Below are 26,373 nucleotides of genomic sequence, written 5' to 3'. Positions count from 1 at the left end.
TTCTCCTAGTTCTTGAGCGCCAACCGCAGGCTCTCCAATTTTCCGCGCACGGAAGTGTCGAGGACCTGGTCGCCAACCACAATCTTTACGCCGCCGATCAATGATTGATCAACGACCACGTCGGCAGTCAGCCGGGTCTTGAAGCGTGCTTCGAGGTCCGCGATCAGCGCCTTGCGCTGCCTCTCGTTGACCGGAAAAGCGCTATAGATCGTCGCTTCCTTGACGCCTTCCTGGCTGGCCTTGAGGCTCTCGAACAGGTGCGCGATTTCCGGCAGGGCGGAAAGCCGCTCATTGGCGGCGAGAACGTCGATCAGATTGGCTTCGCTGCCGACAAGCGCCTCGCCAGCCAGCGACTTGAAGAGCTCGCTTTTCTGCGCGGCAGACAGTTCCGGGTTGCCGATGCATGAACGCATCTGGCTATCCCCGGCGATTGCGGAAAGCAGCGACAAGCGCTCGGACCAGGCCGGCAGCGTCTTTTCTTCCAACGCGACGCGGAAAACCGCTTCAGCGTAGGGACGCGCGATGGTAGCGAGTTCGGCCATGGTCTCAGAGTTCCTGCTTCAGTGCAGCCAGCATCTCGGCGTGCCCCTTGGCGTCGACTTCGCGCTTCAGGATGCGCTCGGCACCGGCAACCGCGAGATCGGCAACTTTGCCGCGCAGTTCGGCCCTGGCCTGCTCGACCTGCTGAGCAATCTCCGCCTGCGCTGACGCGACCACTTTGTCGGCTTCGACTTTTGCCGCCAGCTTCGCCTCTTCAATCACCTGCAAGGCGCGCTTTTCGGCGGCGACGACTATTTCAGCCGACTTTACCTTGGCTTCACGCAGGGAATCGGCCGACCGCTTCGAGGCCAATTCAAGCTCGTGCCTCCCACGCTCGCCGGCGGCAAGCCCGTCGGCAATCAGTGCCTGGCGATCAGCAATCGCCTTTTGCAGCGGCGGCCAGACGTACTTCATGGTGATCCAGATGAAGACGCCGAACCAAACCGCCTCGCCAAATAACGTTGCGTTGATATTCACGCTAACCTCCTTTTAGGGGTGAGTCAGGAAGGAGAAGCGATCAGCCCTTGACGACGGCGATGAAAGGGTTCGCAAAGAGCATGAACAGGGCGATACCGACGCCGATCATGGTCACCGCGTCGAGCAGACCGGCAACGATAAACATCTTGACCTGCAGAGTCGGGATCATTTCCGGCTGGCGAGCGGCTCCTTCGAGGAAGCGGCCACCGAGAATACCAAACCCGATGGCGGTGCCCAGGGCACCTGCCCCGATCAGGATGGCGACGGCGATGGCGGTGTTACCAAGCAACATTGACAGAGCGGCTTCCATTGGTGGTTCTCCTAACAAAAAATGCTAAATGGATTAAACAAGGACGACGTGAAGCGGACAACGCATCAAAACACCCGGCGATCGCCCACTAACCGTGGGACTCGCTGGCCATCGACAGATAAACGATGGTCAACATCATGAACACGAAGGCCTGCAGGGTGATGATCAGGATGTGGAACAAGGCCCACGGCAGAGCCAGTGGCAACTGCCAGACACCGAGCAAAGCGATCAGGATGAAGACCATCTCGCCGGCGTACATGTTTCCGAACAGACGCAGCGAGAGAGAGATCGGCTTGGCGATGTCTTCGATGACGCGGAAGAGAATATTGACGGGCGCCAGTTTGATGCCAAAAGGTACGGCGACAACTTCGTGGAAAAAGCCACCCGCGCCTTTCACTTTGATGCCCATGACGATCATGATCGTAAATACGCTCAGGGACATGGCGAAAGTCAGATTCGGATCGGTTGTCGGCACCACCTTGAGGTAGTGAATGCCGAAGACGCCGAGAATCAGGGGCAGGAAGTCGACCGGGATCAGGTCCATGGCATTCATCAGGAAAACCCAGACGAAAATGGTAATCGCCAGCGGCGTGACCAGCGGACTTCTCCCGTGATACGTATCCTTGACTTGCTGATCGACAAAAGACACCAGGATTTCGATAAAACTCTGCAGCGGGCCGGGAACGCCGGAACTCGCCTGCTTGGCAACCTTGGCCATGCCGAGAAACGCGACCAGTCCGATAATTCCGGAAACGAACAAGGTATCCAGGTGAAGCGTCCAGAAGCCTTCACCGACCGTGTTGTTGGTCAGGTGGTGGACGATGTATGCACTGGTCGTTAATGCTTCGCCTGAAGCCATGTTTTTTCCCCTGTTTGACTAGTGCTGCTTGAGCAGCGCCATCCAATAAACAACAATCGTTGCGGCATAAGCCAGGAAGAGCGGCAAGGCGACGAGCTGTGCGTAGCTTTTGAAAACCAGGCCAAACAGCAGAAGGGTGACGGCAAATTTATACCCTTCGGCGGCAACCTGAGAATTGAACGCCTTTTTCGCATCAGCAGCTGCCGTTCCCGCTGGCCGCAAACCTCGCCACACATAAGCCAAGGCGCTGGCAATCGCAATGCCACCACCAAGCGCCGCAGAAACGGCCGCATCAGTCCCCGCAACAAGGCCCGCTATCGTCGCAGCCACCAGGGTAACGATCACCTGACAGCGAAAAAACCAGCGAACCTGAGGATGCACGACCAGCCCCTCCAAAACACAGGCAGGATACCAGACTCCTATAGAGGAATCAAACCGCATGTGCAAGAAACAGCCCTGACGCATGACCCAGCCGAATCAGGCTCATTTGCCGGTAACGCCCGCTTTTGCGGTCGAGGCGGTCAAATTGCGGTTGGCTAGCGGCAAAGGACGGGTGGTGGAGTCAGCCAGGAGGATGCCGAAAGAATTTTTTGGACGGCGGTACGATCGCCAGGCGAGCCTTTCCGAACGCGGCGTACGCCGCGCTCGAGAGGATGTTTCGGGTACGCCTGTGTGAGGTCACTCAAGTTGAAGCAGGAATGGAGCGGCGAGGAGCGCGCGGATTCGTGCTGGGTCGAGCCAGGGGGCGGCGCAGGAGCTTCGAATGAAGGCGATGGCACCGCGCACGCCGAGTTGCTGATAGAGATCGCGTAGCTGTCGGGTGAAGCGTGCCAGGGTATTGAACACATGCGCCAGGCGCATGAGGAGGTGATAGCCTTTCATGGCATTCCAGTCGAGGGCAAAGGCATGCTCGTAGTGGTAGCCCTGATGTTTTTCGACGAGGAAGCCCGCTTCGATGCCCCAGCGGTGGCGGGCCCCGAGGTTGCAGCGCTCATGGACATTGTCTTGGCTGAGCGGTTGGCTGGAGAGCCAGGCGTGGCGCGATGTTTCGGTGACGGTCCTGGCCTGTTCATCGATCTTCTCCCAGCTTTCCTCACAGACCACCAGATTCAGCTTGAGACGCTGACGCCCGTTGGCAGCGAAGGCGTAGTCGATGTCGTTGACCCAGCTGAAGTGTTGTCGGCGTCTTCCCCAACCGCGCTGCACAACTTGTGGCTTCAGGGCGTGGAGCGCGCGGAACTCCTGCCAGACCGTGGACAAATCCTTGTCCTTGAGCACGATCATGAACTGCCAGTGGGCGCGCAAGCAGCGCCGCATCACCGGCCCGTTGGCGTAGAGGCCGTCGAGCAGGAGCAGGATCGGCAGGCGGGGGAACAGCGTCTTGAGCCGGTCGCTCAAGCGCACAAAGCCGCGCAGCTCGCAGTCCTGCTTTTGCGCTTCGGGTTCGCCCAGCGCGTGTTCGAGGAACTCGCTGAGCAGTGGGATGACCAGGCCGTTGTGGAAGGCAAAGCTGGCCTCGAGGACGTAGACGAAGTACTGGGTGTGACGGGTTTCGTCCTTGCCGACGGTACGTTGCAGGAGTTCCTCCGTCCAGAGGGTGTCGCCAGCGAGCTTCTGTGAGCCGTCGATGGCGATCGGATAGCAGTGGTCGATCAGATAGCGGCGAAAGTTCTTGCCGCGAATCAGCCGCCTCACCAGATCGACGTGGGCCTGTTCGAGCTGTTCAAGGTCAATGTCGCGCAACAGCCGAAACAGGGTGTCGGCGTGTGGCAGGGTATCGATCTCCGGGAACAGCAGGTGGAGGTTGGCCATGAACTGGGGACGGGATATTTCGCGGTTGGTCTCGCGCCGGGAGGAGAACTGAAAGACGAACATCAGCAAGCCGTAGAGCAGAAGCACGGTCAGCTTGTGCCGGCGCTTTTTGGGATCTCTCGGGTCGGGAATTTGTTCCAGTTGAGCGAGCAAGGCGGGCAGCTCTTTGCGCAGGAGGCGCATCTGTTTGCTCACGGCGTCCTCGCGGGCCTTTTGTTCCTCGTCGACGGTCGCGAAGGCCGAGCTTCTGTTGGGCAATGGAGCGGCTGAGTGGGGGACTTGTCCCGTTGCGCGCAGCTTCGCGTTCAGTACCTTCTCCTGCCGTTTCTTCTCTGAGCGCAGCTTCTTGATGGCCACGCGTGTCGGGCGACGGCAAGGTTTGCTCATGACCGCGGGCTCCCCGGCGCGGCACACAACGAGGCGCAAGCATCCGAGGTCAGCGCTTTGACCCACACCTGGCGGGGCGTGCTGTGATAGGACTGGCCAGGGCGGGCCAGCCCGCGCCCGCTGCTTGCCCCAAGCAACTGCCAACCGGCGGCACGGTAGCAGGTGCCGGCATAGTGACGCGGATCGACGAAGGTCTCCAGCAGCAGGGGCTCGAAGCCCCAGTGTTCGAGCCAGTCCGCGCGTGTGCGGCGCGCGAGTTGCCCGAGCACATGACTGGCCAGATGCGGCACCCGGACGTGCGGAAAGATCAGGAAGCGGCTGTTGTTCACCACCCGCGCCAGGTTCTCGCGGCGGGCCTGGGCCGTCCAGCCGATCCACTGATCGCGCACGGCCACCGCGCGGGCAGCACCGGACAGCAGGACGCAGCCCAGCCGCCGGTCGCCCGCCGTGATAAAGTAGCGCAGCCGGTAGCCGAAGGCCCCCTGGAAACCCAGCGGGTGCCAACGCGCCACCAGCGCATCCCACTGCGCCACCCGGGTCGCGTCGCGAACCACTTCCAGGGACACCGGCGCGAGCGCCGACAGGGCGCAGTGCACCGCCGGCTCGGCAACGGGGGCGACGGATGCCGAGGGCGGCGCGCAACGGCGCGGCGGCGAGGGCCTCAACGCAGGCAGTACCAGCAATCCGGCCGCCTGCAAACGCTCCAGGAAGTCCAGGCAGGCGCTGATCTTCGCCGTCCCCGTCAGGGTGGTCCAGCCCAGGTGCTCGCAGACCGTCGCCGCCAACTCCTTGCGTGCCAATCCCGGCAGCCACGCGACCGTCGCGCAGAGCTCGGCAATCTCCGTCGCGCTGAACACGCGACCACAGTGCACCCATTCCCCCGCACTCGTTGCAAGCATCGCAAAACCTCCGACTGAAGCGCAGATTGATTACGCTCCACCTATCCTGCCAGAAGTCCGCCCGGCTGTCTAGCCCTCTTGTGCGAAGGTTTTTTTTGCCTGCCCACCGCAACGCCTTGCCACTACTGGGCCGGCGTCGTCATGCTTCAGCGCTGTGCAAGAAAGTTCCCTTTCCTTGGCAAACTCTGCCTTGCAGGCAGGTTCCGAGAGCTGTAATAAAGCGTCTTTGCTGCGCCGCATCAATGGCGTAGCCGCTGCAGGATTCCTTCCAGCTGATCGAGGTCGCCGAACTCGATGAGCACCTTGCCGGCGCCGCGCTGGTTGGCGCGAATGGCCACCTGTGCCCCGAGCAAATCGGCCAGTTCGTCCTGCAAACGCAGCACATCACGATCGGGCTTGGGCGGCTCCTGCTCTTTCGGCGGCCGCAGCGCGTATTGCACGAGGCGCTCGGTTTCGCGCACCGATAGTCCTTTCTGCACCACGCGTTGCGCCAGCTGAACCTGCAGTGCACCGGTCAGGGGGAGGAGTGCGCGCGCATGCCCCATGTCCACCTCGCCGCGCATCAGAAGCTCCTGCACGGGTGGCGCCAGTTGCAACAGACGCAGCAGGTTTGATGCCGCCGGCCGCGAACGACCCACCGCGTCGGCCGCCTGCTGATGAGTCATCGCAAACTCGTCGATCAGTCGCTGCAGGCCGAGCGCTTCTTCGAGCGGGTTAAGGTTTTCGCGCTGAATGTTCTCGATCAAGGCCATGGCCAGCGCCGCTTCATCCGGAATCTCCCGGATCAAGGTCGACACTTCGGTCAAGCCGGCCATCTGCGCCGCCCGCCAGCGTCGCTCGCCGGCGATGATTTCGTAACGCTCCTCGCTCACCGGGCGGACCAGGATCGGCTGCATCAAGCCCTGCATCCGGATTGACGCGGCCAGCTCTTCGAGCGAGGCGCTGTCCATGTGCGTGCGCGGCTGGTATTTGCCGGGCTGAATGTCGGCCAGGGGCAAGCTGCGCAGCTGCTCCTTGTTCTGCGCATCGTTACCGGCCAGCAAAGCGTCGAGACCGCGGCCCAAACCCTTCAGTTTCATGGCTAGACTCCCAGTCCCGCGGTCTTTGCGCCAGCGCGCTTCCTGTCAGCGCGGCGATCGAGAATCTCCTGCGCAAGCAGCAGATAGGCCTGCGCGCCCTTGGAACTGCGGTCGAAAGCAATTACCGGCTTGCCGTAGGACGGCGCTTCGGCAAGACGCACGTTGCGCGGGATGATGGTGCGATAGACTTTTTCGCCAAAGTGTTCTTCGAGTTCGTTCGACACCTGTTGCGTCAAGGTCGAGCGCGGGTCGAACATGGTCCGTAGCAAGCCCTCTATCTCGAGCCGCGGATTGAGATTGGCGCGGATTTTTTTCAGTGTCGCGACGAGATCGGTCAGGCCTTCCAGCGCGTAATACTCGCACTGCATTGGAATCATCACCGTATCCGCGGCCACCAGACCATTGACGGTCAGCATATTCAGTGCCGGCGGGCAATCCATGAGGATGAAGTCATAGTCCGCGCGAACGCTGGCGAGCGCGTCGCGCAACCGATATTCGCGCTGTCCAAGATCAATCAGGTCAATCTCGGCACCGGCCAGCTCGCGGTTCGCCGGTAGCAGGTCGAAGCCAAAGTCGCCGCTCAAGCGCGTCTCGGCAGCTGTCGACCGGCCGATCAGGACCTGATAGACGGTGGGCATGGCGCCGCGCTTGACGACGCCGCAACCGGTGGTCGCGTTGCCCTGCGGATCGAGATCGATGAGCAGCACGCGCTGCCCACATTCGGCCAGGCAGGCGGAAAGGTTAACGGCGGTCGTGGTTTTTCCGACGCCGCCTTTCTGGTTGGTTACCGCGAGTATTCTTGCCAAATCAAACCCCCCTCAATGCCCGGCCGCACGCTTGCTGAGCAGCACCAGATGCCGTTCCCCGGTGACCCCCGGCACTTCCAGACGATGTAGCGCGTCAAGCGCGACATCGGCGGGCAAACGGGCGATCTCGGCCTGCGGGCAAACGCCTTTCATGGCCAGCCAGTGGCCACCGGCTTGCAGCAGGTGACGCGACAGTCTGACCAACTCGGCCAGATCGGCAAACGCGCGCGCGGTGATCACCGCAAAAATGTCCGCTGGCCGATACGCTTCGACCCGCCCACAGTGTACGGCAATATTCGCCAGTTCCAGCTCAATCGCCGCCTGGCGTAGAAAGGCACTCTTCTTGGAATTGCTGTCGAGCAGGACGACGCGCAGTTCAGGGCGGGCGATGGCGAGTGGAATTCCGGGCATGCCACCGCCACTGCCGACATCAAGCAGGCTCTCGCCGCCCACGAAGGGAAGCACGGCCAGGGAATCAAGCAGGTGATGGCTGACCGTGAGCTCCGAATTCGGTACCGCGGTCAAGCGGAAGGTCCGGTTCCATTTCTCGAGCAGCGATGCGTAGGCCAGCAGTTTGCTCTGTGCCGGCGCTGACAGCGCGATGCCGAGTTTCTGCAAGCCCTGCTGGAGTTGGTCCGCGGCGCTCATCAGCTACCGGCGGCGGCGCGCTGGCGCTGCGCGTCCAACTCGCCACGTTTCAGACAAACCGTCAGGATCGAGATCGCAGCCGGCGTCATGCCCTGGATTCGCGACGCCTGGCCAAGAGTCTGCGGCCGCTGCAGGGACAGCTTCTGCTGCACCTCGCGTGACAGGCCGGGGACGTCGCTGAAATCGAAGTCGGCCGGAAAACAGCGTTCTTCATTGCTCAGGCTCCTGGCCACTTCCTCCTGCTGACGTTCGATGTAACCCTGATATTTGGCCTGGATTTCGACCTGTTCAATGACCTGCGGATTGCTCAGGCCAGCGTCGGCCGAGGCCTCGCCAAGGCGCAGGCTCATCAAGGCCGGGTAGCTCACATCCGGGCGCCGCAAAAGATCGTGCAGGCTGTACTCGTGCTCCAGTTCCCGGCCAAAGACGCGCAAGGCCTCGCCGTCGGCGAGCTTTCCCGGTTGTACCCAGGTCGCTTTCAAGCGCTCCTGCTCGCTGGCAATCGCTGTGCGCTTCTCGCAAAAAGCCGTCCAGCGCCGATCGTCCACCAGCCCCAGGCGGCGACCATGTTCGGTCAGGCGCATATCGGCGTTGTCCTCACGCAGCGACAGACGGTACTCGGCGCGGCTGGTGAACATGCGGTAGGGTTCCGAGACGCCGCGAGTAATCAGGTCGTCGACCAGCACACCGAGATAGGCTTCGTCACGACGCGGCGTCCAGGGCGCTTTCTCCTGTGCCAGCAGGGCGGCGTTGGTGCCGGCCAAGAGGCCCTGTGCCGCGGCTTCCTCGTAACCGGTGGTGCCGTTGATCTGGCCGGCGAAGAAGAGCCCGCCGATGGCCTTGGTTTCCAGCGAGGCCTTGAGCGCGCGCGGGTCAAAGTAGTCGTACTCGATGGCATAGCCGGGGCGCAGGATATGCGCGTTCTCCAGGCCACGGATCGAGCGCACGATTGCCAACTGCACGTCGAAAGGCAGGCTGGTCGAGATCCCGTTGGGGTAGACCTCGTGCGTGTTCAGGCCTTCCGGTTCGAGGAAAATGTTGTGGCTGTCCTTGCCGGCGAAACGGTGAATCTTGTCTTCGATCGAAGGGCAGTAGCGCGGACCAACACCTTCGATGACGCCGGTGTACATCGGCGAGCGATCGAGATTGGCGCGGATGATGTCGTGCGTGCCGGCGTTGGTGCTGGTAATCCAGCACGGCAGCTGCTGCGGGTGCTGCGCCGCGTCGCCAAGAAAGGAGAAAACCGGCCGCGGCTGATCCGAATGTTGTTCGACCATCACCGAAAAATCGATGCTCCGTCCGTCGAGCCGCGGCGGCGTGCCGGTCTTGAGTCGCCCGACCGGCAAGTGCAGCTCGCGCAGCCGTGCCGCCAGCGAAAGCGCCGGTGGATCACCCATGCGTCCGCCAACCATGTTCGACATGCCGACGTGGATCAGGCCGTTGAGAAAAGTGCCGGTGGTCAGGACCACCGCTGGCGCCGCAAAGCGTACGCCGAGCTGGGTCACCACCCCGGCCACCCGATCGCCGTCGACGATCAGATCGTCACAGGCTTGCGCGAAAATCGTCAGCTTCGGCTGATTCTCCAGGCGACGGCGAATCGCCTGCCGGTAGAGGACGCGATCGGCCTGCGCGCGCGTCGCGCGCACCGCCGGACCTTTGCTCGAATTCAGTGTCCGAAACTGGATACCCGCCTCATCGGTCGCCTCGGCCATCGCCCCGCCCAAGGCGTCGACCTCTTTGACCAGATGCCCTTTGCCGATGCCGCCGATCGACGGATTGCAGCTCATCGCACCCAGGGTATCGAGGTTGTGCGTCAGCAGCAGGGTCTTCATTCCCATGCGCGCCGCAGCCAGCGCCGCCTCGGTGCCGGCATGGCCGCCGCCGACAACAATCACCTCGAAACGGTCAGGAAAGAGCATGGGCAGTCCGATCTTCCTCGCACAGAGGCCTGCGCAAAAGAGCGGCATTCTACTGCAGTTCGCTGAAAAATAACAGCTTTCAACAAGCTCGGCAGCGCTGCGCGAGAGCTCGCCACGGTGAACATATAGCGCCTGGCTATGGCTCGTATTGCCAGAATCAATTGGAACAATGCTGGCGAATCCTCTACCATCAGCCCATCGATTCAGTTTTTTCACCCCACCCGAAGGAGAGCTCAAGATGTCCTTGATCAATACCGAAATCAAAGCGTTCAAAGCAACTGCTTTTCACAACGGCAAGTTTGGCCCCGTCACTGACGCCGATCTGAAGGGCAAGTGGTCGGTGGTCTTCTTCTACCCGGCTGACTTTACCTTCGTCTGCCCGACCGAACTCGGCGACCTGGCCGATGAGTACGCGTCCTTTCAGAAGCTCGGCGTCGAAGTGTACGCGGTGTCCACCGATACGCATTTCACCCACAAGGCGTGGCACGACACTTCCGAGACCATCAAGAAGATCACTTACCCGATGGTCGGCGACCCGACCGGCACGCTCACCCGCAACTTCGAAGTGATGATCGAAGAGGAAGGCCTGGCGCTGCGCGCTACTTTCGTCATCAACCCCGAAGGGGTCATCAAGATCTGCGAAATCCACGACCTGGGAATCGGTCGTGACGCCAAGGAACTGCTGCGCAAGGTGCAGGCTGCCCAGTACGTGGCCAGCCATCCGGGTGAAGTCTGCCCGGCCAAGTGGACGCCCGGCGACGCGACGCTCTCTCCGTCCCTCGACCTGGTCGGCAAAATCTAGAAGCCTTTGCTCATTCGCGCTGCCTGCACCGCCGGGCAGCGCGAACCCGGGTCCCAATGCAAAGGGGCCGCGAAGCAGTGCTTGGCGGCCCCTTTGCATTGGGGGCCCTTTTTCAAACCACTCGACAAGGAAGCACTGACATGCTCGACGCCAACATCAAGACTCAACTCGCTGCCTACCTGCAAAAACTGCAGCGACCCATCGAATTGGTTGCCTCTCTGAACAGCGACGAATCCGCCCGCGAGATGCTCGCCCTGCTGCAGGAAATTGCCGCGCTGTCCGAGCAGGTGAGCCTCCGGGAAGATGGCAACGCGGCCCGCAAACCCTCGTTCGCGGTCGGCCTGGCTGGCGAAGAAGCACGCATCAGCTTTGCCGGTATCCCGATGGGGCACGAGTTCACGTCGCTGGTTCTGGCCCTGCTGCATGTCGGGGGTCATCCGCCGAAGGCCGACGCCAGTGTGATCGAGGGAATTCGCGCCATTCCCGGCAAATTCCATTTCGAAACATTCATTTCGCTTTCCTGCCACAACTGCCCGGACGTCGTGCAGGCGCTGAACCTGATGGCCGTCAGCAACCCCGGCATCAGCCACCAGATGATTGACGGAGCACTGTTCCAGGACGAGGTCAGCGCGCGCCAGATCATGGGCGTGCCGACGGTCTTTCTCAACGGCGAGCAGTTCGGCCAGGGCCGCATGGCCCTGGAGGAGATCATCACCAAGATCGATTCCGGCGCGGCGCAGCGCGCCGCCGAGAAAATCAGCGCTCGCGAACCCTTCGACGTACTCATCGTCGGTGGCGGCCCGGCTGGCGCCGCGGCTGCGATTTACGCCGCACGCAAAGGGATTCGCACCGGGGTGGTCAGCGAGCGCTTCGGTGGCCAGGTCCTCGATACCCTGGCTATCGAGAACTTCGTCTCGGTGAAGGCAACCGATGGTCCGAAGCTCGCCGTTGCGCTCGAAGAGCACGTCAAGGAGTACGACGTCGATATCATGGATCTGCAGCGCGCCGAGGCGCTGCTGCCACAGGCGGTCGACGGCCTGACCGAACTACGCCTGGCCAGTGGTGCCACTCTGCGCAGCAAGACGGTGATCCTCGCCACCGGTGCCCGCTGGCGCGAGATCAACGTTCCTGGCGAGAAGGAGTATCGGGGTCATGGCGTCGCCTACTGTCCGCACTGCGACGGGCCACTCTTCAAGGGTAAGCGAGTGGCGGTGATCGGTGGCGGCAACTCCGGCGTGGAAGCGGCAATCGACCTCGCCGGTATCGTTGGCCACGTCACGCTGCTCGAATTCGAGGCCAGCCTGCGGGCCGACGCCGTGCTGCAGAAGAAGCTTTTCAGTCTCGGCAACATCGATGTGATCACCGAGGCGCTGACCAGCGAAGTAGCCGGCGACGGCCAGAAAGTCGACGGCCTGCTGTACACCGATCGCGCCAGCGGCGAAAAGCGACGGGTCGACCTGGCCGGCATATTCGTGCAGATCGGCCTGCTGCCGAACAGCGAGTGGCTCAAGGGCACGCTCGAACTGTCTCGACACGGTGAAATCGAGATCGACGCCCGCTGCGCCACTTCGCTGCCCGGTGTTTTTGCCGCCGGCGATGTGACCACCGTGCCCTACAAACAAATCGTTATCGCCATGGGCGAAGGCACGAAAGCTGCGCTCACCGCCTTCGATTACCTGATCCGCAGTTAATTCTGCTGAGCATTGCTGGCGCGCGCTGCGGCCTGATTTCCTCGCTTGCCCGCCGCGGCGCGGTCGGGTAATGTGCCAGCCATGATGAGAGCCGAAACCACCGCCGAGCTGCTCCACAAGATGAGCAAGGAGCTGGTGCACAAGCGGGCCTTGTTGATCGATCGCTATCCCAAGGCACGCAGTTCGCTGCGCATCATGCTTTCAGCGCTGGGGGTTACGTCAGTGCACAATGCCGGCACCACCGCTGAAGTGCTCCGTCAGGTCCGCGGCCAGCATTTCGACATCATCCTCTCGGACTACCAGCTCGAGGATGGACGCGATGGCCAGCAACTGCTCGAAGAGCTGCGCCAGCAACGCCTGGTGTCGCTAGCGACGGTCTTCATGCTGATTACCAGCGAACGCGCTTATCACAACGTCGTGTCGATCGCCGAGCTAAGCCCGGATGACTACCTGATCAAACCGTTCACCGCCGACGATCTGCACGGCAGGCTGGTGCGCGCACTGTACAGAAAGCAGTTCTTCGCAGCGCTCTACGAACCTTTCGAGAATGGCGCTTTCAGCGACGCATTGGACGCCTGTGAACGCCTACTCGCCCAGGATAGCGGCTTCCTTTTCGAGCTGCTGCGCTTCAAGGGCGAGATCCTCAATGTGCTCGGGCGCCCGGCGGAGGCGCAAGCGGTCTACCAAGAGGTCCTGCAACAACGCATGCTCCCCTGGGCGCGCATGGGTCTGGCCATCGCCCTGCGCAGCCAGCAGCATTCGCGCGAAGCCGAGACCGTCGCCCAGGCGCTGATCGAAGACTTCCCCGAGTTCATGGCGGCCTACGACTTCGTCGCGGAAGTACGCGAAGAAATGGGCAAGTTGCGCGAGGCACAGGAAGCCCTGCAGTCGGCGGCGATGATCTCGCCCAACAACACGGCCCGGCAGCGGATGGTCGGTGACGTGGCGGCGCGAAACCAGGATTTCCAGGCTGCCGAACGCGCCTACGGCAAAGTGCTGGAGCGCCGGCGTGGGTCCTCACTGAACAACATCGACGACTACTCCAATCTCGCGCGCGCGATGATCGATCTCGGGCACGTCGAAGGCGCCAAACGAATTGCCGACGAACTCCGCCGTGACTGGCGCGGCAGCAAGCAGGGCGAGCTGGCGGCACTGGTCATGGACGGGCTTTGTGCGAACAAGGAGGGTGACCCGACCAAAGCTCAGCTGGCCATCGAGAAAGCGCTCGTCTTGCATGATGGCTTGAAGGCGGACGGTAAAGACACCCTGGTATCGAGCAAACTGGCTCTCGATCTGGCGCGTGCCTGCCTGGCCACCGGCAAGGAAGCCATCGCCCAGGAGATGGTGCGCAAGATTGCCGCCGAGAACCACCAGGACCGCGCGATGATTGCCCAGATCGAAAGCATCTACGCCAAGGCCGGCAAGGAAGAGACGGGTAAGTCGCTACTCGCGCAGGTCGGCAAGGAAATCGTCGAACTCAACAACCGCGGCGTTCTTGCCGCCCGCGGCGGCGATCTCGATGGCTCGGTGAAGCTGCTCATGGAGGCTGCCGAACGAGTACCCAACCTGCAGTTCCTGGTCAACGCCAGCAAAGCCATTTTTACCCTGCTCGAAATCAAGGGATGGAATCCAGCCCTCGCCAAGCGTGGCCTCGGTTACCTGCGGATGGCCCAGGAAAAGGACTTGCGCAACGCCAAGGTGATTTCGGCGCGAGAGATGTACGAGCGCGTTTCACGCAAGTACGGAATTGCCATCGTCCCCTTGACGGCAACGCGCAAGCAGGCCGACAAGCCGCGCGCTTAGGCGGCTGCTTGATGTGAGAGGGAAACACTCATGACTTTCCATGATCAGAGGCGGCGGCCTCGACATGTGATGGCCGTTAATGCCGTCCGCCCAGGCCAAGATAGCTCTCGATGACGCGTTCGTCGCTGGCCAGCTCGCGACTAGGCCCTTGCAGCGACAACTCGCCGGTCTCCAGCACGTAACCGTAGTCGGACACCTGCAAGGCAGCACGCGCGTTCTGTTCGACCAAGAGGATAGCCACGCCGGTTTTCTTGAGCTGGGCGATGGTGCGAAAAATCTCCTTGATGATCAGTGGCGCCAAGCCAAGACTGGGTTCGTCGAGCAGCAGAAGTCGCGGCTTGGCCATCAGCGCCCGGCCCATGGCCAACATCTGGCGCTCACCGCCGGAAAGGGTGCCAGCCATCTGCTGGCGACGCTCCATCAGGCGCGGAAAGACGTCGAATACCTGATCCATGGTTTCGAGCTCGTCGCGATGACCCACTCGATAGCGATCGAAAGCACCGAGCAGGAGATTGTCGGCGACGCTCATTTCGGCAAACAGCTCACGCTTCTCGGGAACCAGGGTCATTCCCTGCCGCACCAGTTTTTCGACGCTGCGTCCGACGCCCTGCTGCTCGCCGAGATAGACGATCTCGCCGCGCGCCGGCAACAGACCCATCAATGCGCACAGCAGAGTGGTCTTGCCGGCACCGTTCGGGCCGATGACGGTGACGATTTCGCCGCGGTGCACCTTGAGCGCCAGGCCGTGCAGGGCAGGGATCTTTCCGTAGCTGACCGACAGCTCATTGACTTCGAGGATGACCACCCGTTCGCCTTGGCTGAGCAGTGCGCTCACTCGAGACCTCCGAGATAGGCTTCGATGACGGCCGGATTGCGCTGGATTTCGTCCGGCAGGCCGGCGGCCAGCTTCTGGCCGAACTCCATGACCACCACCCGGTCGGCCAGGCCCATCACGAAGTCCATGTCGTGCTCGACAAGCAGAATCCCGATCCCTTCAGCGCGCAGGCGACGCAAGAGTTCGGCCAGCGCCTGCTTCTCCAGATAGCGTAGGCCGGCAGCCGGCTCGTCGAGTAGCAGCAGACAGGGGTCGGAGGCCAGCGCGCGGGCAATCTCGACGGCGCGCTGCTTGCCGAGCGGCAGGCTGCCAGCGAGTTCGTGCATGTGCTCGGCAAGCCCGCAGCGCTCGATCTGCGCTGCCGCTTCCTGGAGCAAGCGTGCTTCCTCGCCACGGTCGCTGCGGAACGCGGCAGCAACGAAGCTCTTGCGACCACGCAAATGGGTCCCGATGGCGACATTTTCGATCACACTCATCGCCGGCAAGAGGCGCACATGCTGAAAGGTACGACTCATGCCGCGCTCTGCGATGGCGCGCGCCGGCAAGGTCTCGATGCGCTGACCGCGGAAGCTGACGGCGCCCGAAGTCAGCGGGTCTACGCCCGAAATGCCGTCGAACATGGTGCTCTTGCCGGCGCCGTTCGGACCGATCAGGGCCATCACCTCGCCAGCCCGGACGCAAAAACTCATGTGGTCGTTGGCCACCAGGCCGCCAAAACGTTTGCAGGCGTTCGTGACCTCCAACAAGACCGAACCGGCTTCGGGAAGCGGGCGGCGTGGCAAAGCCTGCGCCTTGATCATCGGGCCGTGCACTGGGGCTTGCGGAAAGAAGCGCTGCAGCATCGGCCAGACGCCGTCGCGAGCACGCTGTAGCACGAGGATCATCAACAGACCGAAAACAATCATTTCGAAGTTGCCGCTCTTGCCGAGCAAGCTTGGCAGCCAGTCCTGCAACCACTGCTTGAGAACGGTGATCAGGCCGGCGCCGAGAATCGCGCCCCAGACATGCGAAACGCCACCGACCACGGCCATGAACAGGTACTCGATACCCTGCGACAGCGAGAATGGCGTCGGATTGACGAAGCGCTGCAGATGCGCGTAGAGCCAGCCCGACATACCGGCGTAAAGCGCGGCAACGGTAAAAATGACGAGCTTCGAGCGTGGCGTATTGACGCCCATCGCTTCGGCCATCACGGCACCGCCCTTCAAAGCGCGGATGGCACGCCCTTCACGCGAGTCGAGCAGGTTGCGCGTGGCGAGGATGATGGTCAGCAGAACCGCCCAGATCAGATAGAAGAACTCGCGCCCCGAGCGCAGCTCGAGGTCGAAAAACTGCAACGGAGGAATGCCGCTGATGCCGGTGTGCCCACCCAGCGCGGCCAGATTACCGAAGAGATAGTAGAGGGCAATCCCCCAGGCGATCGTGCCAAGCGGCAGAAAGTGGCCGGAAAGACGCAGCGTAACCAGACCCAGCGACAGAGCCACGAGCGCGGTGACCAGGAGACCTGCGGGCAGGGTCAACCACGGCGAAACATCATGGACGGTGGTCAGATACGCGGTCGTGTAGGCGCCAAGCCCGACGAAGGCGGCCTGCCCGAAGGACGTCAGGCCACCGACACCGGTGAGCAGGACCAGTCCGAGGGCGACGATCGCGTAAAGACCAATGTAATTGAGCAGGGTAAGGTAAAACTCGGGCAGCAGAAGCGGCGCCACCAGCAACGCCGCTATGAACAAGGACAGCAGCAGTGTCGCCTGCGGAATACCGCTACGGCTCATTCCTCCTCCACTTGGCGAGTCTTCAGCGAGCGCCAGACAAGGACCGGGATGATCGAGGTGAACACAATCACCTCCTTGAAGGCGCTCGCCCAGAAGGACGAGAAGGCCTCGAGCAAGCCGACCAGAATCGCGCCAGCGGCGGCTACCGGATAGCTGGCCAAGCCGCCGATGATTGCGCCGACAAAGCCCTTGAGGCCGATCAGAAAGCCGGAGTCGTAATAAATGGTGGTGATCGGCGAAATAAGGATCCCCGAAAATGCGCCAATCGCTGCCGCAAGAGTGAAGGAAAGCATGCCCGCCAGCGAGCCGGAGATTCCCATCAGGCGTGCGCCGGTACGGTTCATTGCCGTCGCACGCAGGGCCTTCCCGTAGATGGTGCGTTCAAAGAAAAAGTACAGGGCGACGATCAGCACCAGGCTGGCGACCACTACCAACACCGTCTGGCCTTGCAGAAGAGTGTCCCCAACTGCAAAGCTGACGTCGGTGAAAGGCTGGGTGCGCGAACCTTCGGCGCCGAAGAAAAGCAGACCAAGCCCGATCAGGGTGACATGCACCGCCACCGAAACGATCAACAATGCCAGCACCGAGGCTTCGGCAATCGGCTGGTAGGCGAGACGGTAGATCATCGGCCCGAGTGGCACCACCACCAGCAGCGCCAACAACACCTGCAGCGGCAGTGGCAGCGCCGCCGCCGGCAGCGCGAAGAGTGCGCCGGCGAGCAGCACGGGAACGCCACAGTTGACCAGCAGGATCATTGGTATGCGCCGGAACTGCCGCTCACGCACGGCCCGCGAAACCTCGATCACCGATATTGCAACGCCCAGGGCGAGCAGCAACCAGATCGTCCCCGGTAGCCTACCGGCCTGCAGACCGGCGAGCGTCAAGGCGCCGAAAGCGACGAACTCGCCTTGTGGAATGAAGATCACCCGCGTGACCGCGAAAACCAGGACCAGAGCCAGCGCCAGCAGCGCGTAGATGGCGCCGTTTGTGATTCCATCCTGGCCCAGCAGCAGTGCAATCTGCAAATCCATTCAAGGGTTTTTCCAATCCCGCCTGCTGGCCAGCGCAACGAGTGCCGGCCAAGGCGCGCCACCGCCGCTGCTACTTCACCAGCAGCCAGTTACCATCGACGATCTCGACCATCACCCGCGAGCGCTGGTCGAAGCCGAGGTGATCCTGCGCGCTCATGTTGAAGACGCCATGAGCCCCGGTCAGGTTGGTCGTCGCTTCCAAGGAATCGCGCAGTGCTTTGCGAAACTCGGGCGTGCCAGGCTGCGCTTTCGTCAGCGCTGCCGGGATGGCGTTGGCCAGCAGCTTACCGGCGTCCCAGGCGTGCGCGCCAAAGGTCGACACGCTGCCTTTGCCGTACGCGCCTTCGTACTTGTTCACATAATCAAGCGCTACTTCCTTGACCGGGTTGCTGTCCGGTAACTGCACGGCGACCAGCACCGGGCCAGCCGGCAGGAAGGTGCCTTCACAGTCCTTGCCGCAGATGCGCAGGAAGTCGGCGTTGGCCACTCCATGCGTCTGGTACATGACTCCCTTGTAGCCTTTTTCCTTGAGCGACTTCTGCGGCAAGGCGGCAGGAGTACCGGCGGCACCGACGAGGACGGCATCCGGCTTGGCAGCGAGAATCTTCAAGGCCTGCCCGGTCACCGAGGTATCCGAGCGATTGAAGCGTTCGTTGCCGACGATCTTGATGTTGCGTGCCTCGGCAATTTTCGCGAACTCGTTCCACCAGCCTTCACCGTAGGCGTCCGCAAAACCGATATAGGCGACCGTCTTGATGTTGGTGTTGTTCATGTGCTCGACAATCGCCGTGGCCATCTGGGCGTCATTCTGCGGCGTCTTGTAAACCCAGGCGCGCTTGCCGTCCATTGGGTCGATGATCCGCGCCGAAGCGGCCATGGCGATCATTGGCGTCCCGGCCTCGGCGACGACGTCGATCATCGCCAGCGAGTTCGGCGTGATCGTCGAGCCGATGATCACATCGACTTTGTCTTCGGCGATCAGCTTGCGGGTGTTCTTGACTGCCGTGGTGGTATCCGAAGCATCGTCGAGAAGGATGTAGTTGATCTTCTGCCCGGCGATGGTCGTCGGCATCAGGGCGAAGGTGTTCTTCTCGGGAATACCCAGCGAAGCGGCCGGCCCGGTCGCGGAAAGGGTAACTCCGACGTTGATGTCGGCAGTAGCCGTGCTCGCAAACCCCGTTACGGCAAGGGCCAACAGCCCGACCAGCGAATTATTGATTTTCATTGTCTCCCCCAGCACCATTGGTCGATGTGTCTATCGATGTCATTGCGCCGCCCACTGCCTTACGGCACGGCCACATTGTGCGACTGCTGGCGAGACAAGACAAGCTCAAGCGAAGGTATCGTGCGCGAATTTGATGATAAACAGGCTGACAACGCACAAAAACACCTTCCGAACGAAGCCACTGCCGTGCCGCAGAGCAAGATGGGTGCCGATCAGCGAACCGAGGACGTTGCAACTGGCCATCAGAATCGCCAGACCCAGCAGAATATGACCGTTGGGGAGAAAATAGCCCATCGCCGCAAGGTTGGTGGCGACGTTCACCACTTTCGACGCGGCCGAAGCGTGCAGGAAATCGAAACCGAAGAAGCGGATGAAGAGAAAGATCAGGAAACTGCCGGTACCCGGCCCGAAGAAGCCATCATAAAAGCCGATCGCGCCGCCAACGATCAGCGCGTAAGTCAATTCGCGGCGACCGGTGTGTTGCGGCCGGTGGATGGCACCAAAGTCGCTACGCACAAAGGTGTATACGGCCGCACCGATGAGCAACAACAGGATCAGCGGACGCAGCAGTTCCGGTGGCATCCAGGCGACGGCCGCCGCTCCGAGATAAGAGAAAGCAAACGCCGCCAGCGCCGCCGGCAGGGTCGTGCGCCAGGGCATGTTTACCCGGCGCGCGTAGCGCCACGCGGCATTGCTGGTGCCAAAGACGCTGGCAAACTTGTTGGTGCCGAACAAGGTCGCTGGAACCTCATTCGGCAGGGTCGTGAACAGCGCCGGGATCTGGATCAGACCACCCCCTCCGACAACCGCGTCGATGAAGCCGGCAAACAGCGCGGCCGTTCCCAGGGCAAGAAAAATCGATACTTCGGCGGTGGTGAATTCCATTCAGCGCAGCGCCACGATGAAAAGCCGCTTGAAGGGGAACAGAGTATGACCATCACTGCCGCGCGGATAGACCACCGCCAGCGGCGCACGATAGGCGGCCAAAAACTGTTCTCTGACGACTGCGTCGAGACGCGCGAGATAGGGAAGCAAGGTTGTCCCCTTCATCCATTCAATGATTGCGTCGTCACCGCTGAGAGCCTGCCAGTAGATGGTCTCCCAGATCTCCAGATGGCGACAAAGCGGCGACAGCAGGCGGTGGTATTCGGCCGGAGAAAGGATCTTCCCCAGCGCTATCCCGGCCAGCGACTGTTGCCAGCGATCATCGTCAGCCAGCTTGCGCAGAATCTGATGCGACGGTGCAGCAAAGTTCGAGGGCATTTGCACAGCCAGCACGCCACCCTCGGCGAGCTGTGCGATCAGCCCGGGCAGCAGTTGCCGGTGATCGCCAAGCCAGTGCAGTGCAGCGTTCGAGAAAATGAGATCAGGCGCAAGCCTTGGCTGCCAGGCGACGATATCGCACTGCTGCCAGTCGATCGACGAGGCCGTCGATGCGGCTTTCCTGAGCATAGCCGCGTCCTTGTCCACGCCGACGATCCTCGCCTGTGGCCAATGTTCGACGAGCAAGCGGGTAATGTTGCCGGCGCCGCAGCCGAGGTCAAACACATTCGTTGGCCTGATGGCGCCAAGCCGGGCGATCAGATCGAGCGCCGGTCGCCGCCGTGCTTCGACAAATTTGAGGTATTGCTCGGGGTCCCAATTCATTCCTTGAAATCCTTTGTGTTGACGTGAGCAGCGCAGTCGACGGCAGGAAGGTCAGCAACGCCCTTATTTGCCGATACAGAAACGCCCGAAGATCTCGCCGAGCAGGTCGTCGGCACTGAACTCGCCAGTAATCGTCGCCAGCGCCAGTTGTGCCAGACGCAGTTCTTCCGCGAACAGCTCCAGCCGGGGTAGTTGCGCCTGCGCCTGCTCGATGCGCCAGCGTGTTTCGCTCAAGGCACCCAAGTGGCGTTCGCGAGCGATGAAAACGTCTTCAGCCGGATGCCAGCCGGCAATGTGCAGCAAGGCCCGGCGCAGGAGTTCTAGGCCTTCGCCCGATTTGGCCGAAAGGGCAATGGCCACACCATCGGCGTCTTCGACAGCGGTCGCGCGGCGGCCAGCAAGATCGATCTTGTTATGCACCGTTACGCGGGCAAGATGGCCGGGCAGTTGCGCCAGAATGGCGCGGTCGGCGTCAGCAACGCCGCTGCGCGCGTCTACCAGCAAGACGACGACGTCGGCGCGCTCGATCTCGCGCCAACTACGTTCGATACCTATCTGCTCGATCGGGTCTTCGGTTTCACGCAGGCCCGCAGTATCAATCACGTGCAGCGGGATGCCTTCGAGCTGCAGGGTGCCGCGCACGACGTCGCGAGTGGTTCCCGGTAAAGCCGTAACGATCGCCAGTTCGTCGCCGGCAAGACGATTGAGCAGGCTGGACTTGCCGACGTTCGGCTGGCCGGCGAGGACGACGTGCAGCCCCCCCTGCAGGAGACGACCCTGCTGAGCACGGTCGAAGACCAGTGCCAGGCGCTGTTGCAGGCGATCGAGACGGCCGAAGGCATCGGCGGCTTCAAGGAAATCGACTTCCTCTTCCGGAAAATCGAGGGTCGCCTCGAGCAGCGCCCGCAGTTCGATCAGCTGCTCGAGCAAGGCATTGATTTCGTGCGAGAACTCGCCCTGCAGCGAGCGCACGGCGCTGCGTGCGGCAGCGGCGGTTGCCGCGTCGATCAGATCAATGACCGCTTCCGCTTGTGCCAGATCGAGCTTTCCATTGAGGTAGGCGCGGCGGGTGAACTCGCCAGGCTCGGCCAGGAGTGCACCCAGTTCGAGACAGCGCGCGAGGAGCATCTGCATGACCACCGGCCCACCGTGGCCGTGCAGTTCGAGAACGTCTTCGCCGGTAAAGGAATTCGGTCCAGGAAAGTGGAGCAGCAGGCCAGTGTCGATGACGCTGCCGTCGCCGGCCTTGAAAGCAGCGAGCGTCGCCAGGCGAGCGACAGGCCGCTTGCCGCTGAGCGCCGCGGCAAAGTCCAGGAGCTTCGCTCCCGAGACCCGGACGATGCCGATACCACCGCGACCAGGGGCGGTCGCGATGGCGGCGATGGTCGCTGCCGTTTTTTCCGGCTCAGACTTTTGGATCGTTGGCGGCTTTCGCGCCACCTTCCATCATCCGCGTAATCTGCCATTGCTGGGCAATCGACAGGGTGTTGTTGACCACCCAATAAAGGACCAGACCAGCCGGAAAGAAGAAGAACATGGCGCCGAAGATGAAGGGCATCATCATCATCACTTTGGCTTGAATCGGATCCGGCGGCGTCGGATTGAGCCGCGTCTGGATGAGCATCGTCACGACCATGATCACCGGCAGGACGTAATAGGGATCGCTCGCCGACAAGTCGTTGATCCAGAGAATCCACGGCGCATCACGAATTTCGACGGCACCCAGCAGGGCCCAGTAGAGAGCGATGAAGACGGGGATCTGCACCGCAATCGGCAGGCAGCCACCCAGCGGATTGATTTTTTCGCGCTTGTAGAGCTCCATCATTTCCTGGTTGAGCTTCTGTCGATCACCGGCGTGGCGCTCCTTGAGCTTGACCAGAAGCGGCGTCACGTTGCGCATCTTGGCCATCGACTTGTAGCTGGCGGCCGATAGCGGAAAAAACAGCAACTTGATACCGATGGTAAGCAGAACGATCGCCCAGCCCCAGTTGCCGACCAGTTTGTGGATCGCCTTCAGGCACCAGAAGATCGGTGAAGCAACATATTTCAGCAGGCCGTAGTCTACGACCAGCCACAGACCCTGAGCGCCAATGCCACCTTCGGACTCGGGCAGTGCTAGATGGTCGAGGGTGCTTTGCAACTGCGGGCCGGCATAAAGGGGAACAGAAAAATCCACCTTTGCTCCAGGCGCTGCGACCGGCACGGGAACGATCACGCCGACCCTTATTGTCGGGGTGGTCGTGTTGTCGAGCTTGCGCATGAAGTACTCACGCGGCAGTTTGTCAGCTGGCACCCAGGCAGCGACAAAATAGTGCTGGATCATGGCGATCCAGCCGTTGTCGGCCTGCGTGACAAACTTGGCTTTACCCGCTTCGACAGCGGAGAAATCGACTTTCTGGAACTTCTCCTGCTCGGTATAGACGGCGGGCCCGGTGAAGGTCATCACCATCCGGCTCTCGCCTTCAGGTGCCGCCGTATCGCGCTGGAATTGATAGTACGCGTGCGCCGCGACCTGCTTCTCGCCACCATTGTCGATCTCGTAGCCGACATCGATCAGATAGCTGCCGCGGGTAAAGGTATAGATCTTGCTCACCTTGACGCCATTGCTGGGCGCTGCCTCGAGGCGCAGCTGCAGCGTCTTGGCCTCGCCGCTGAGTTCTCGGTCACCGGGGACGACCGAGAAGACAGTCTTGTGGTTTGGCAAACCCTCGCCGATCAAGCCACTTTGCGCGGCGTACTGGTGACGTCGCTCGAAAAGAGAGAAATCCTTGCTTTTGCTCTCGGTGTCCTTGTAATCGTCCAGGGTCAGGCGAACGACATCACCTCCTTCTGCCGAGATCTCGGCGACGAAAAGGTCGGTCCTGATGGTCACCGTCTCGCCCGTTGGCATAAACGGAACGGCTGCAGCGCCGGGTACCGTCGGCACCGGCGAATGCAGGCTTGCCGATGGCTGCGGCGCTGCCGGGTCTGCCGTCGATCCGGGAGCCACTGCCCCGGCTGTCGCTATGGGTGCGACTGGTGGGGGCTGATTGTATTTCTGCCACGCATCCCAGAGCATGACCAGCGAGAAGGAGAAGACCAGCAACAGGAGCAGGCGTCGGTTATCCATGAAAGCCTATACGATTCAATTGATGTTCAGGGTACGGGGTCAAAACCACCCGGATTCCACGGATGACAACGGAAAATTCTCTGCAGGGCAAGGCGTGCTCCCTTGCCGGCGCCATGTTTTTCAACGGCTTCCGCCGCGTACTCGGAACAGCTTGGGAAGAAGCGGCAACGACGGCCAAGAAAGGGACTGATCGCGTAACGGTAAAAGCCTATCAGCGCGAGCAACAACTGTTTCATCGGCCCATCATCGAGGTGAAGTCATCTTGCTCAGCAGACGCTGGATCTCCAGCGCCAAAGCTTGCCGGTCAATTGGTTTCGGCTTGGCCGCCAGGCGCAGCACGAAATCGTTGCAGCGAAGGCGGGCACGCAGCAAGCGGAAATTCTCTCGTGCCAGTCGTTTGACCAGATTGCGATCAACCGAGCGGCGCAGAAAGCGCTTGGCGACGACCAGGCCAAGCCTGGCTCCGGCTATGTCGCCTGCGTCACGAGGGCGGTAATGTAGCAGAAAATGCTGGCTTTTCAGCGCCTTCCGGAAATCAAAAACGGATGAATAGTCATCCGTTTTCAATAGGCGGTAGCGCTTTGGAAAAGCTGCGGCGGCAAACGAAAAATTGCCGACGGAATCAGCTGAATGAGCTGAATCAGCGCTGCCGTTCAAACGGCCAGACGATGACGACCTTTGGCGCGCCGGGCACGGATGACGGCGCGACCGCCACGGGTAGACATGCGGACGAGGAAGCCGTGCGTGCGCTTGCGACGAACCACCGACGGTTGATAAGTGCGTTTCATGGTTAAACCCTTGAAGTCATTGCGAAGTAAACGCGTAATTAGACAGCCTGAGGGCAAAGCTTGTCAAGGCCATATTTTCAATTAAGCTGTGGATAACTTCGGTCTGACGGGTTAAAATTGTCGTTTGAGCGCTCCTGACAAGATAACAATTGCGAAGCGCAGAGGGTCAGCGGCAGGTCTTCCTTACCAGCCCCAGGTGGGTAGCCTGCACCAGGCGGGGATTGTGGTCCATCTCGATGATTTTCAAGCTGTCTTGTCATGGCGAGCGGTCGCCGTTACGTTTTTGCGTCGGCCCACTATTTCGGAATGTCAGTGCATGACTATTGATGGTTAGCTTCTGGTCCGCCTGTCTGAGCCAGTTCGAGCAGGAACTTCCGCCTCAGCAATTCAGTACCTGGATCCGTCCCCTCGTTCTGCAAGGGGAGGAGGACTGCACGCGCGGCTTGCGCCTCCTGGCGCCCAACGGTTTCATTCTCAAGTGGGTCAAGGAACGCTATCTGGCACGGATCGAAGAATTGGCGTGCGAGCATTTTTCGATGCCGGTCAACATCGTCTTGAGCCTCGGCGAGCGCGTCGCACCGCCAAGGCAGCAAGCGCCGGGGACAAACAGCGCTGCGCCGCGGAATGATAGCCGCCCAACGGCTGCGGTGACGGCAGCTGCCATCAACAGCAGCTCGCTCGCCGCGCGAGACCGGACGGCCTACGAGAAGACCCGCCTGATCAAGACTTTCACTTTTGAAAACCTGATCGTCGGCAAGGCCAACGATCTGGCGCGCGCTGCTTCGCGACAGGTTTCGATCAACCCGGGCGAGACGACCTACAACCCTCTCTTTATTTATGGGGGTGCCGGTCTTGGCAAGACGCACTTGATCCACGCCATCGGCAATCACATTCTCGATAACTTTCCCGAAAGCGTCGTTCGTTACGTACATGCTGAGGACTATTATTCGGATGTCGTGCGCGCTTACCAGCAGAAGTCCTTCGACGTCTTCAAGCGCTACTACCGTTCGCTCGATGTGCTGCTTCTCGACGACGTCCAGTTCTTCAACGGCAAGAACCGAACACAGGAAGAATTCTTCTACGTTTACAATGCGCTGAGCGAAACGCGCAAGCAGATCGTGATCAGCTGCGACACCTATCCGAAGAATATTTCCGGCCTAGAGGATAGGCTGATCACACGCTTCGATTGGGGCTTGACCGTACAGATCGAGCCGCCGGAGACGGAGATGCGGGTCGCCATCCTCAAGAAGAAGGCCGAAGGGGATGGCGTCGCCCTCGACGACGAGGTGGCATTCTACATAGCCAAACATCTACGCTCCAACGTCCGCGAGCTTGAGGGCGCACTCAAAAAAGTGCTCGCCTACTCGGCGTTCCATGGCCTCCTGATCTCGCTGGACCTGGCCAAGGAAGCGCTTAAGGACGTCATTGGCGCGGTCAACCGCCAGATCACCGTTGACAACATCCAGAAGACGGTGGCCGACTACTACAAGATCAAGGTGGCGGACCTGTTCTCGAAAAAGAGAACGCGAGTGATCGTCCGACCAAGGCAGATTGCCATGTGGCTGGCCAAAAATCTGACCACGATGAGTTACCCGGCCATCGGTGGCGCCTTCGGCGGTCGCGACCACACCACCGTGCTACACGCGGTACGAACGATCGATGATCTGCGGAGCAAGGACAACGAACTCAACCATGATGTACACGTGCTGCAGCAGGTCCTCAAGAGCTAGGGCGAAGCATGTAGTGAGGTGTAGAAGTCCGTGGAAAAAGTGCCGACAGATAGTGGATAAAGTGAACAGAAGGAGCCTGTGGACAAGTTATTAGATTTGGCCCACAGTCGAAGACAGGTTTTTTTCAGCTCTGAAAATAGACGCAATACGTTGAATATAAACGAAAATATAGAAGTATCAACAGACTTGTTCCGACTATAG

General features: G+C 61.1%; 26 protein-coding genes. 4 read left to right on the top strand and 22 right to left on the bottom strand.

The genetic code is table 11. The features are described from left to right. Window positions 1-5: 5 nt before the first annotated feature. The 11 genes from V5B40_RS23185 to mnmG form a co-directional block, all read right to left on the bottom strand. The gene (locus V5B40_RS23185; RefSeq protein WP_332356769.1) at window positions 6-542 is read right to left on the bottom strand and encodes a F0F1 ATP synthase subunit delta; all 537 of its coding nucleotides are present in this window, start codon (window positions 540-542) and stop codon (window positions 6-8) included. A 4-nt stretch (window positions 543-546) separates the two neighbouring features. Continuing rightward, the gene (locus V5B40_RS23180) at window positions 547-1,017 is read right to left on the bottom strand and encodes a F0F1 ATP synthase subunit B (RefSeq protein WP_332356768.1); all 471 of its coding nucleotides are present in this window, start codon (window positions 1,015-1,017) and stop codon (window positions 547-549) included. Window positions 1,018-1,057: 40 nt separating this feature from the next. After that, the gene (gene atpE / locus V5B40_RS23175) at window positions 1,058-1,309 is read right to left on the bottom strand and encodes a F0F1 ATP synthase subunit C (RefSeq protein WP_043562738.1); all 252 of its coding nucleotides are present in this window, start codon (window positions 1,307-1,309) and stop codon (window positions 1,058-1,060) included. 106 nt (window positions 1,310-1,415) lie between these two features. Next, a complete protein-coding gene (gene atpB, locus V5B40_RS23170) occupies window positions 1,416-2,186 on the bottom strand; it encodes a F0F1 ATP synthase subunit A (RefSeq protein WP_332356767.1) in 771 nt (256 codons plus the stop codon). 18 nt (window positions 2,187-2,204) lie between these two features. Further along, window positions 2,205-2,567: an ATP synthase subunit I gene (locus V5B40_RS23165; RefSeq protein ID WP_332356766.1), complete on the bottom strand. Its 363-nt coding sequence runs from the start codon at window positions 2,565-2,567 to the stop codon at window positions 2,205-2,207. A 297-nt stretch (window positions 2,568-2,864) separates the two neighbouring features. Continuing rightward, window positions 2,865-4,385 (bottom strand): transposase family protein, encoded by a 1,521-nt coding sequence (locus tag V5B40_RS23160; protein WP_332352691.1) that lies wholly within the window; start codon window positions 4,383-4,385, stop codon window positions 2,865-2,867. Next, window positions 4,382-5,284, bottom strand: coding sequence for a DUF4338 domain-containing protein (locus tag V5B40_RS23155; RefSeq protein ID WP_332352692.1), 903 nt, complete (start codon window positions 5,282-5,284; stop codon window positions 4,382-4,384). Before V5B40_RS23155 ends, V5B40_RS23160 begins: the two co-directional genes overlap by 4 nt. 239 nt (window positions 5,285-5,523) lie before the next feature. After that, window positions 5,524-6,363 carry a ParB/RepB/Spo0J family partition protein gene (locus V5B40_RS23150; RefSeq protein WP_332356765.1) on the bottom strand — a complete coding sequence of 280 codons (840 nt, stop codon included), beginning with the start codon at window positions 6,361-6,363 and terminating at the stop codon, window positions 5,524-5,526. 2 nt (window positions 6,364-6,365) lie between these two features. Then, the gene (locus V5B40_RS23145) at window positions 6,366-7,169 is read right to left on the bottom strand and encodes a ParA family protein (protein WP_332356764.1); all 804 of its coding nucleotides are present in this window, start codon (window positions 7,167-7,169) and stop codon (window positions 6,366-6,368) included. 12 nt (window positions 7,170-7,181) lie between these two features. Further along, window positions 7,182-7,817, bottom strand: coding sequence for a 16S rRNA (guanine(527)-N(7))-methyltransferase RsmG (gene rsmG / locus V5B40_RS23140; protein ID WP_332356763.1), 636 nt, complete (start codon window positions 7,815-7,817; stop codon window positions 7,182-7,184). Then, a complete protein-coding gene (gene mnmG / locus V5B40_RS23135) occupies window positions 7,817-9,736 on the bottom strand; it encodes a tRNA uridine-5-carboxymethylaminomethyl(34) synthesis enzyme MnmG (protein ID WP_332356762.1) in 1,920 nt (639 codons plus the stop codon). Before mnmG ends, rsmG begins: the two co-directional genes overlap by 1 nt. A 238-nt stretch (window positions 9,737-9,974) precedes the next feature. Here mnmG and ahpC point away from each other — a divergent pair, with 238 nt between their 5' ends. The 3 genes from ahpC to V5B40_RS23120 all read left to right on the top strand — a co-directional run bounded on the left by ahpC (window position 9,975) and on the right by V5B40_RS23120 (window position 14,032). Next, on the top strand, window positions 9,975-10,538 hold the full coding sequence (ahpC, locus tag V5B40_RS23130; protein ID WP_332356761.1) for an alkyl hydroperoxide reductase subunit C: 564 nt from the start codon (window positions 9,975-9,977) through the stop codon (window positions 10,536-10,538). Between the two features lie 140 nt (window positions 10,539-10,678). After that, window positions 10,679-12,229 (top strand): alkyl hydroperoxide reductase subunit F, encoded by a 1,551-nt coding sequence (gene ahpF, locus V5B40_RS23125; protein WP_332356760.1) that lies wholly within the window; start codon window positions 10,679-10,681, stop codon window positions 12,227-12,229. Between the two features lie 81 nt (window positions 12,230-12,310). Beyond that, on the top strand, window positions 12,311-14,032 hold the full coding sequence (locus tag V5B40_RS23120) for a response regulator (protein ID WP_332356759.1): 1,722 nt from the start codon (window positions 12,311-12,313) through the stop codon (window positions 14,030-14,032). Window positions 14,033-14,108: 76 nt separating this feature from the next. Here V5B40_RS23120 and V5B40_RS23115 read toward each other — a convergent pair whose 3' ends face one another. The 11 genes from V5B40_RS23115 to rpmH all read right to left on the bottom strand — a co-directional run bounded on the left by V5B40_RS23115 (window position 14,109) and on the right by rpmH (window position 24,442). Beyond that, entirely contained in the window at window positions 14,109-14,867 is a 759-nt protein-coding gene (locus V5B40_RS23115) for an ABC transporter ATP-binding protein (protein ID WP_332356758.1), read from the bottom strand. Beyond that, window positions 14,864-16,642: a branched-chain amino acid ABC transporter ATP-binding protein/permease gene (locus V5B40_RS23110; protein ID WP_332356757.1), complete on the bottom strand. Its 1,779-nt coding sequence runs from the start codon at window positions 16,640-16,642 to the stop codon at window positions 14,864-14,866. Before V5B40_RS23110 ends, V5B40_RS23115 begins: the two co-directional genes overlap by 4 nt. Continuing rightward, window positions 16,639-17,673, bottom strand: coding sequence for a branched-chain amino acid ABC transporter permease (locus tag V5B40_RS23105; RefSeq protein ID WP_332356756.1), 1,035 nt, complete (start codon window positions 17,671-17,673; stop codon window positions 16,639-16,641). The genes V5B40_RS23110 and V5B40_RS23105 overlap by 4 nt, the downstream gene beginning before the upstream one ends. A 70-nt stretch (window positions 17,674-17,743) precedes the next feature. After that, window positions 17,744-18,898 (bottom strand): ABC transporter substrate-binding protein, encoded by a 1,155-nt coding sequence (locus tag V5B40_RS23100; protein WP_332356755.1) that lies wholly within the window; start codon window positions 18,896-18,898, stop codon window positions 17,744-17,746. Between the two features lie 105 nt (window positions 18,899-19,003). Next, window positions 19,004-19,783 (bottom strand): sulfite exporter TauE/SafE family protein, encoded by a 780-nt coding sequence (locus V5B40_RS23095; protein WP_332356754.1) that lies wholly within the window; start codon window positions 19,781-19,783, stop codon window positions 19,004-19,006. Continuing rightward, window positions 19,784-20,545, bottom strand: a complete 762-nt coding sequence (locus V5B40_RS23090) for a methyltransferase domain-containing protein (protein WP_332356753.1) — start codon at window positions 20,543-20,545, stop codon at window positions 19,784-19,786. A 63-nt stretch (window positions 20,546-20,608) separates the two neighbouring features. Continuing rightward, window positions 20,609-21,985: a tRNA uridine-5-carboxymethylaminomethyl(34) synthesis GTPase MnmE gene (mnmE, locus tag V5B40_RS23085; RefSeq protein WP_332356752.1), complete on the bottom strand. Its 1,377-nt coding sequence runs from the start codon at window positions 21,983-21,985 to the stop codon at window positions 20,609-20,611. Beyond that, the gene (gene yidC, locus V5B40_RS23080; protein ID WP_332356751.1) at window positions 21,951-23,654 is read right to left on the bottom strand and encodes a membrane protein insertase YidC; all 1,704 of its coding nucleotides are present in this window, start codon (window positions 23,652-23,654) and stop codon (window positions 21,951-21,953) included. The genes mnmE and yidC overlap by 35 nt, the downstream gene beginning before the upstream one ends. A 26-nt stretch (window positions 23,655-23,680) precedes the next feature. Continuing rightward, window positions 23,681-23,890 (bottom strand): membrane protein insertion efficiency factor YidD, encoded by a 210-nt coding sequence (gene yidD, locus V5B40_RS23075; RefSeq protein ID WP_332356750.1) that lies wholly within the window; start codon window positions 23,888-23,890, stop codon window positions 23,681-23,683. Between the two features lie 7 nt (window positions 23,891-23,897). Continuing rightward, window positions 23,898-24,311 carry a ribonuclease P protein component gene (gene rnpA / locus V5B40_RS23070; protein WP_332356749.1) on the bottom strand — a complete coding sequence of 138 codons (414 nt, stop codon included), beginning with the start codon at window positions 24,309-24,311 and terminating at the stop codon, window positions 23,898-23,900. Beyond that, on the bottom strand, window positions 24,308-24,442 hold the full coding sequence (gene rpmH, locus V5B40_RS23065) for a 50S ribosomal protein L34 (protein ID WP_081444259.1): 135 nt from the start codon (window positions 24,440-24,442) through the stop codon (window positions 24,308-24,310). Before rpmH ends, rnpA begins: the two co-directional genes overlap by 4 nt. 326 nt (window positions 24,443-24,768) lie before the next feature. Here rpmH and dnaA point away from each other — a divergent pair, with 326 nt between their 5' ends. Beyond that, on the top strand, window positions 24,769-26,172 hold the full coding sequence (dnaA, locus tag V5B40_RS23060; protein ID WP_332356748.1) for a chromosomal replication initiator protein DnaA: 1,404 nt from the start codon (window positions 24,769-24,771) through the stop codon (window positions 26,170-26,172). Window positions 26,173-26,373: the final 201 nt, after the last annotated feature.

This window comes from Candidatus Accumulibacter meliphilus (assembly GCF_036625345.1).
In the GTDB taxonomy this organism is placed as follows: domain Bacteria; phylum Pseudomonadota; class Gammaproteobacteria; order Burkholderiales; family Rhodocyclaceae; genus Accumulibacter; species Accumulibacter meliphilus.
Note: the sequence above shows the minus strand (reverse complement) of the source record. Positions and strands in the feature narration are given on the sequence as shown.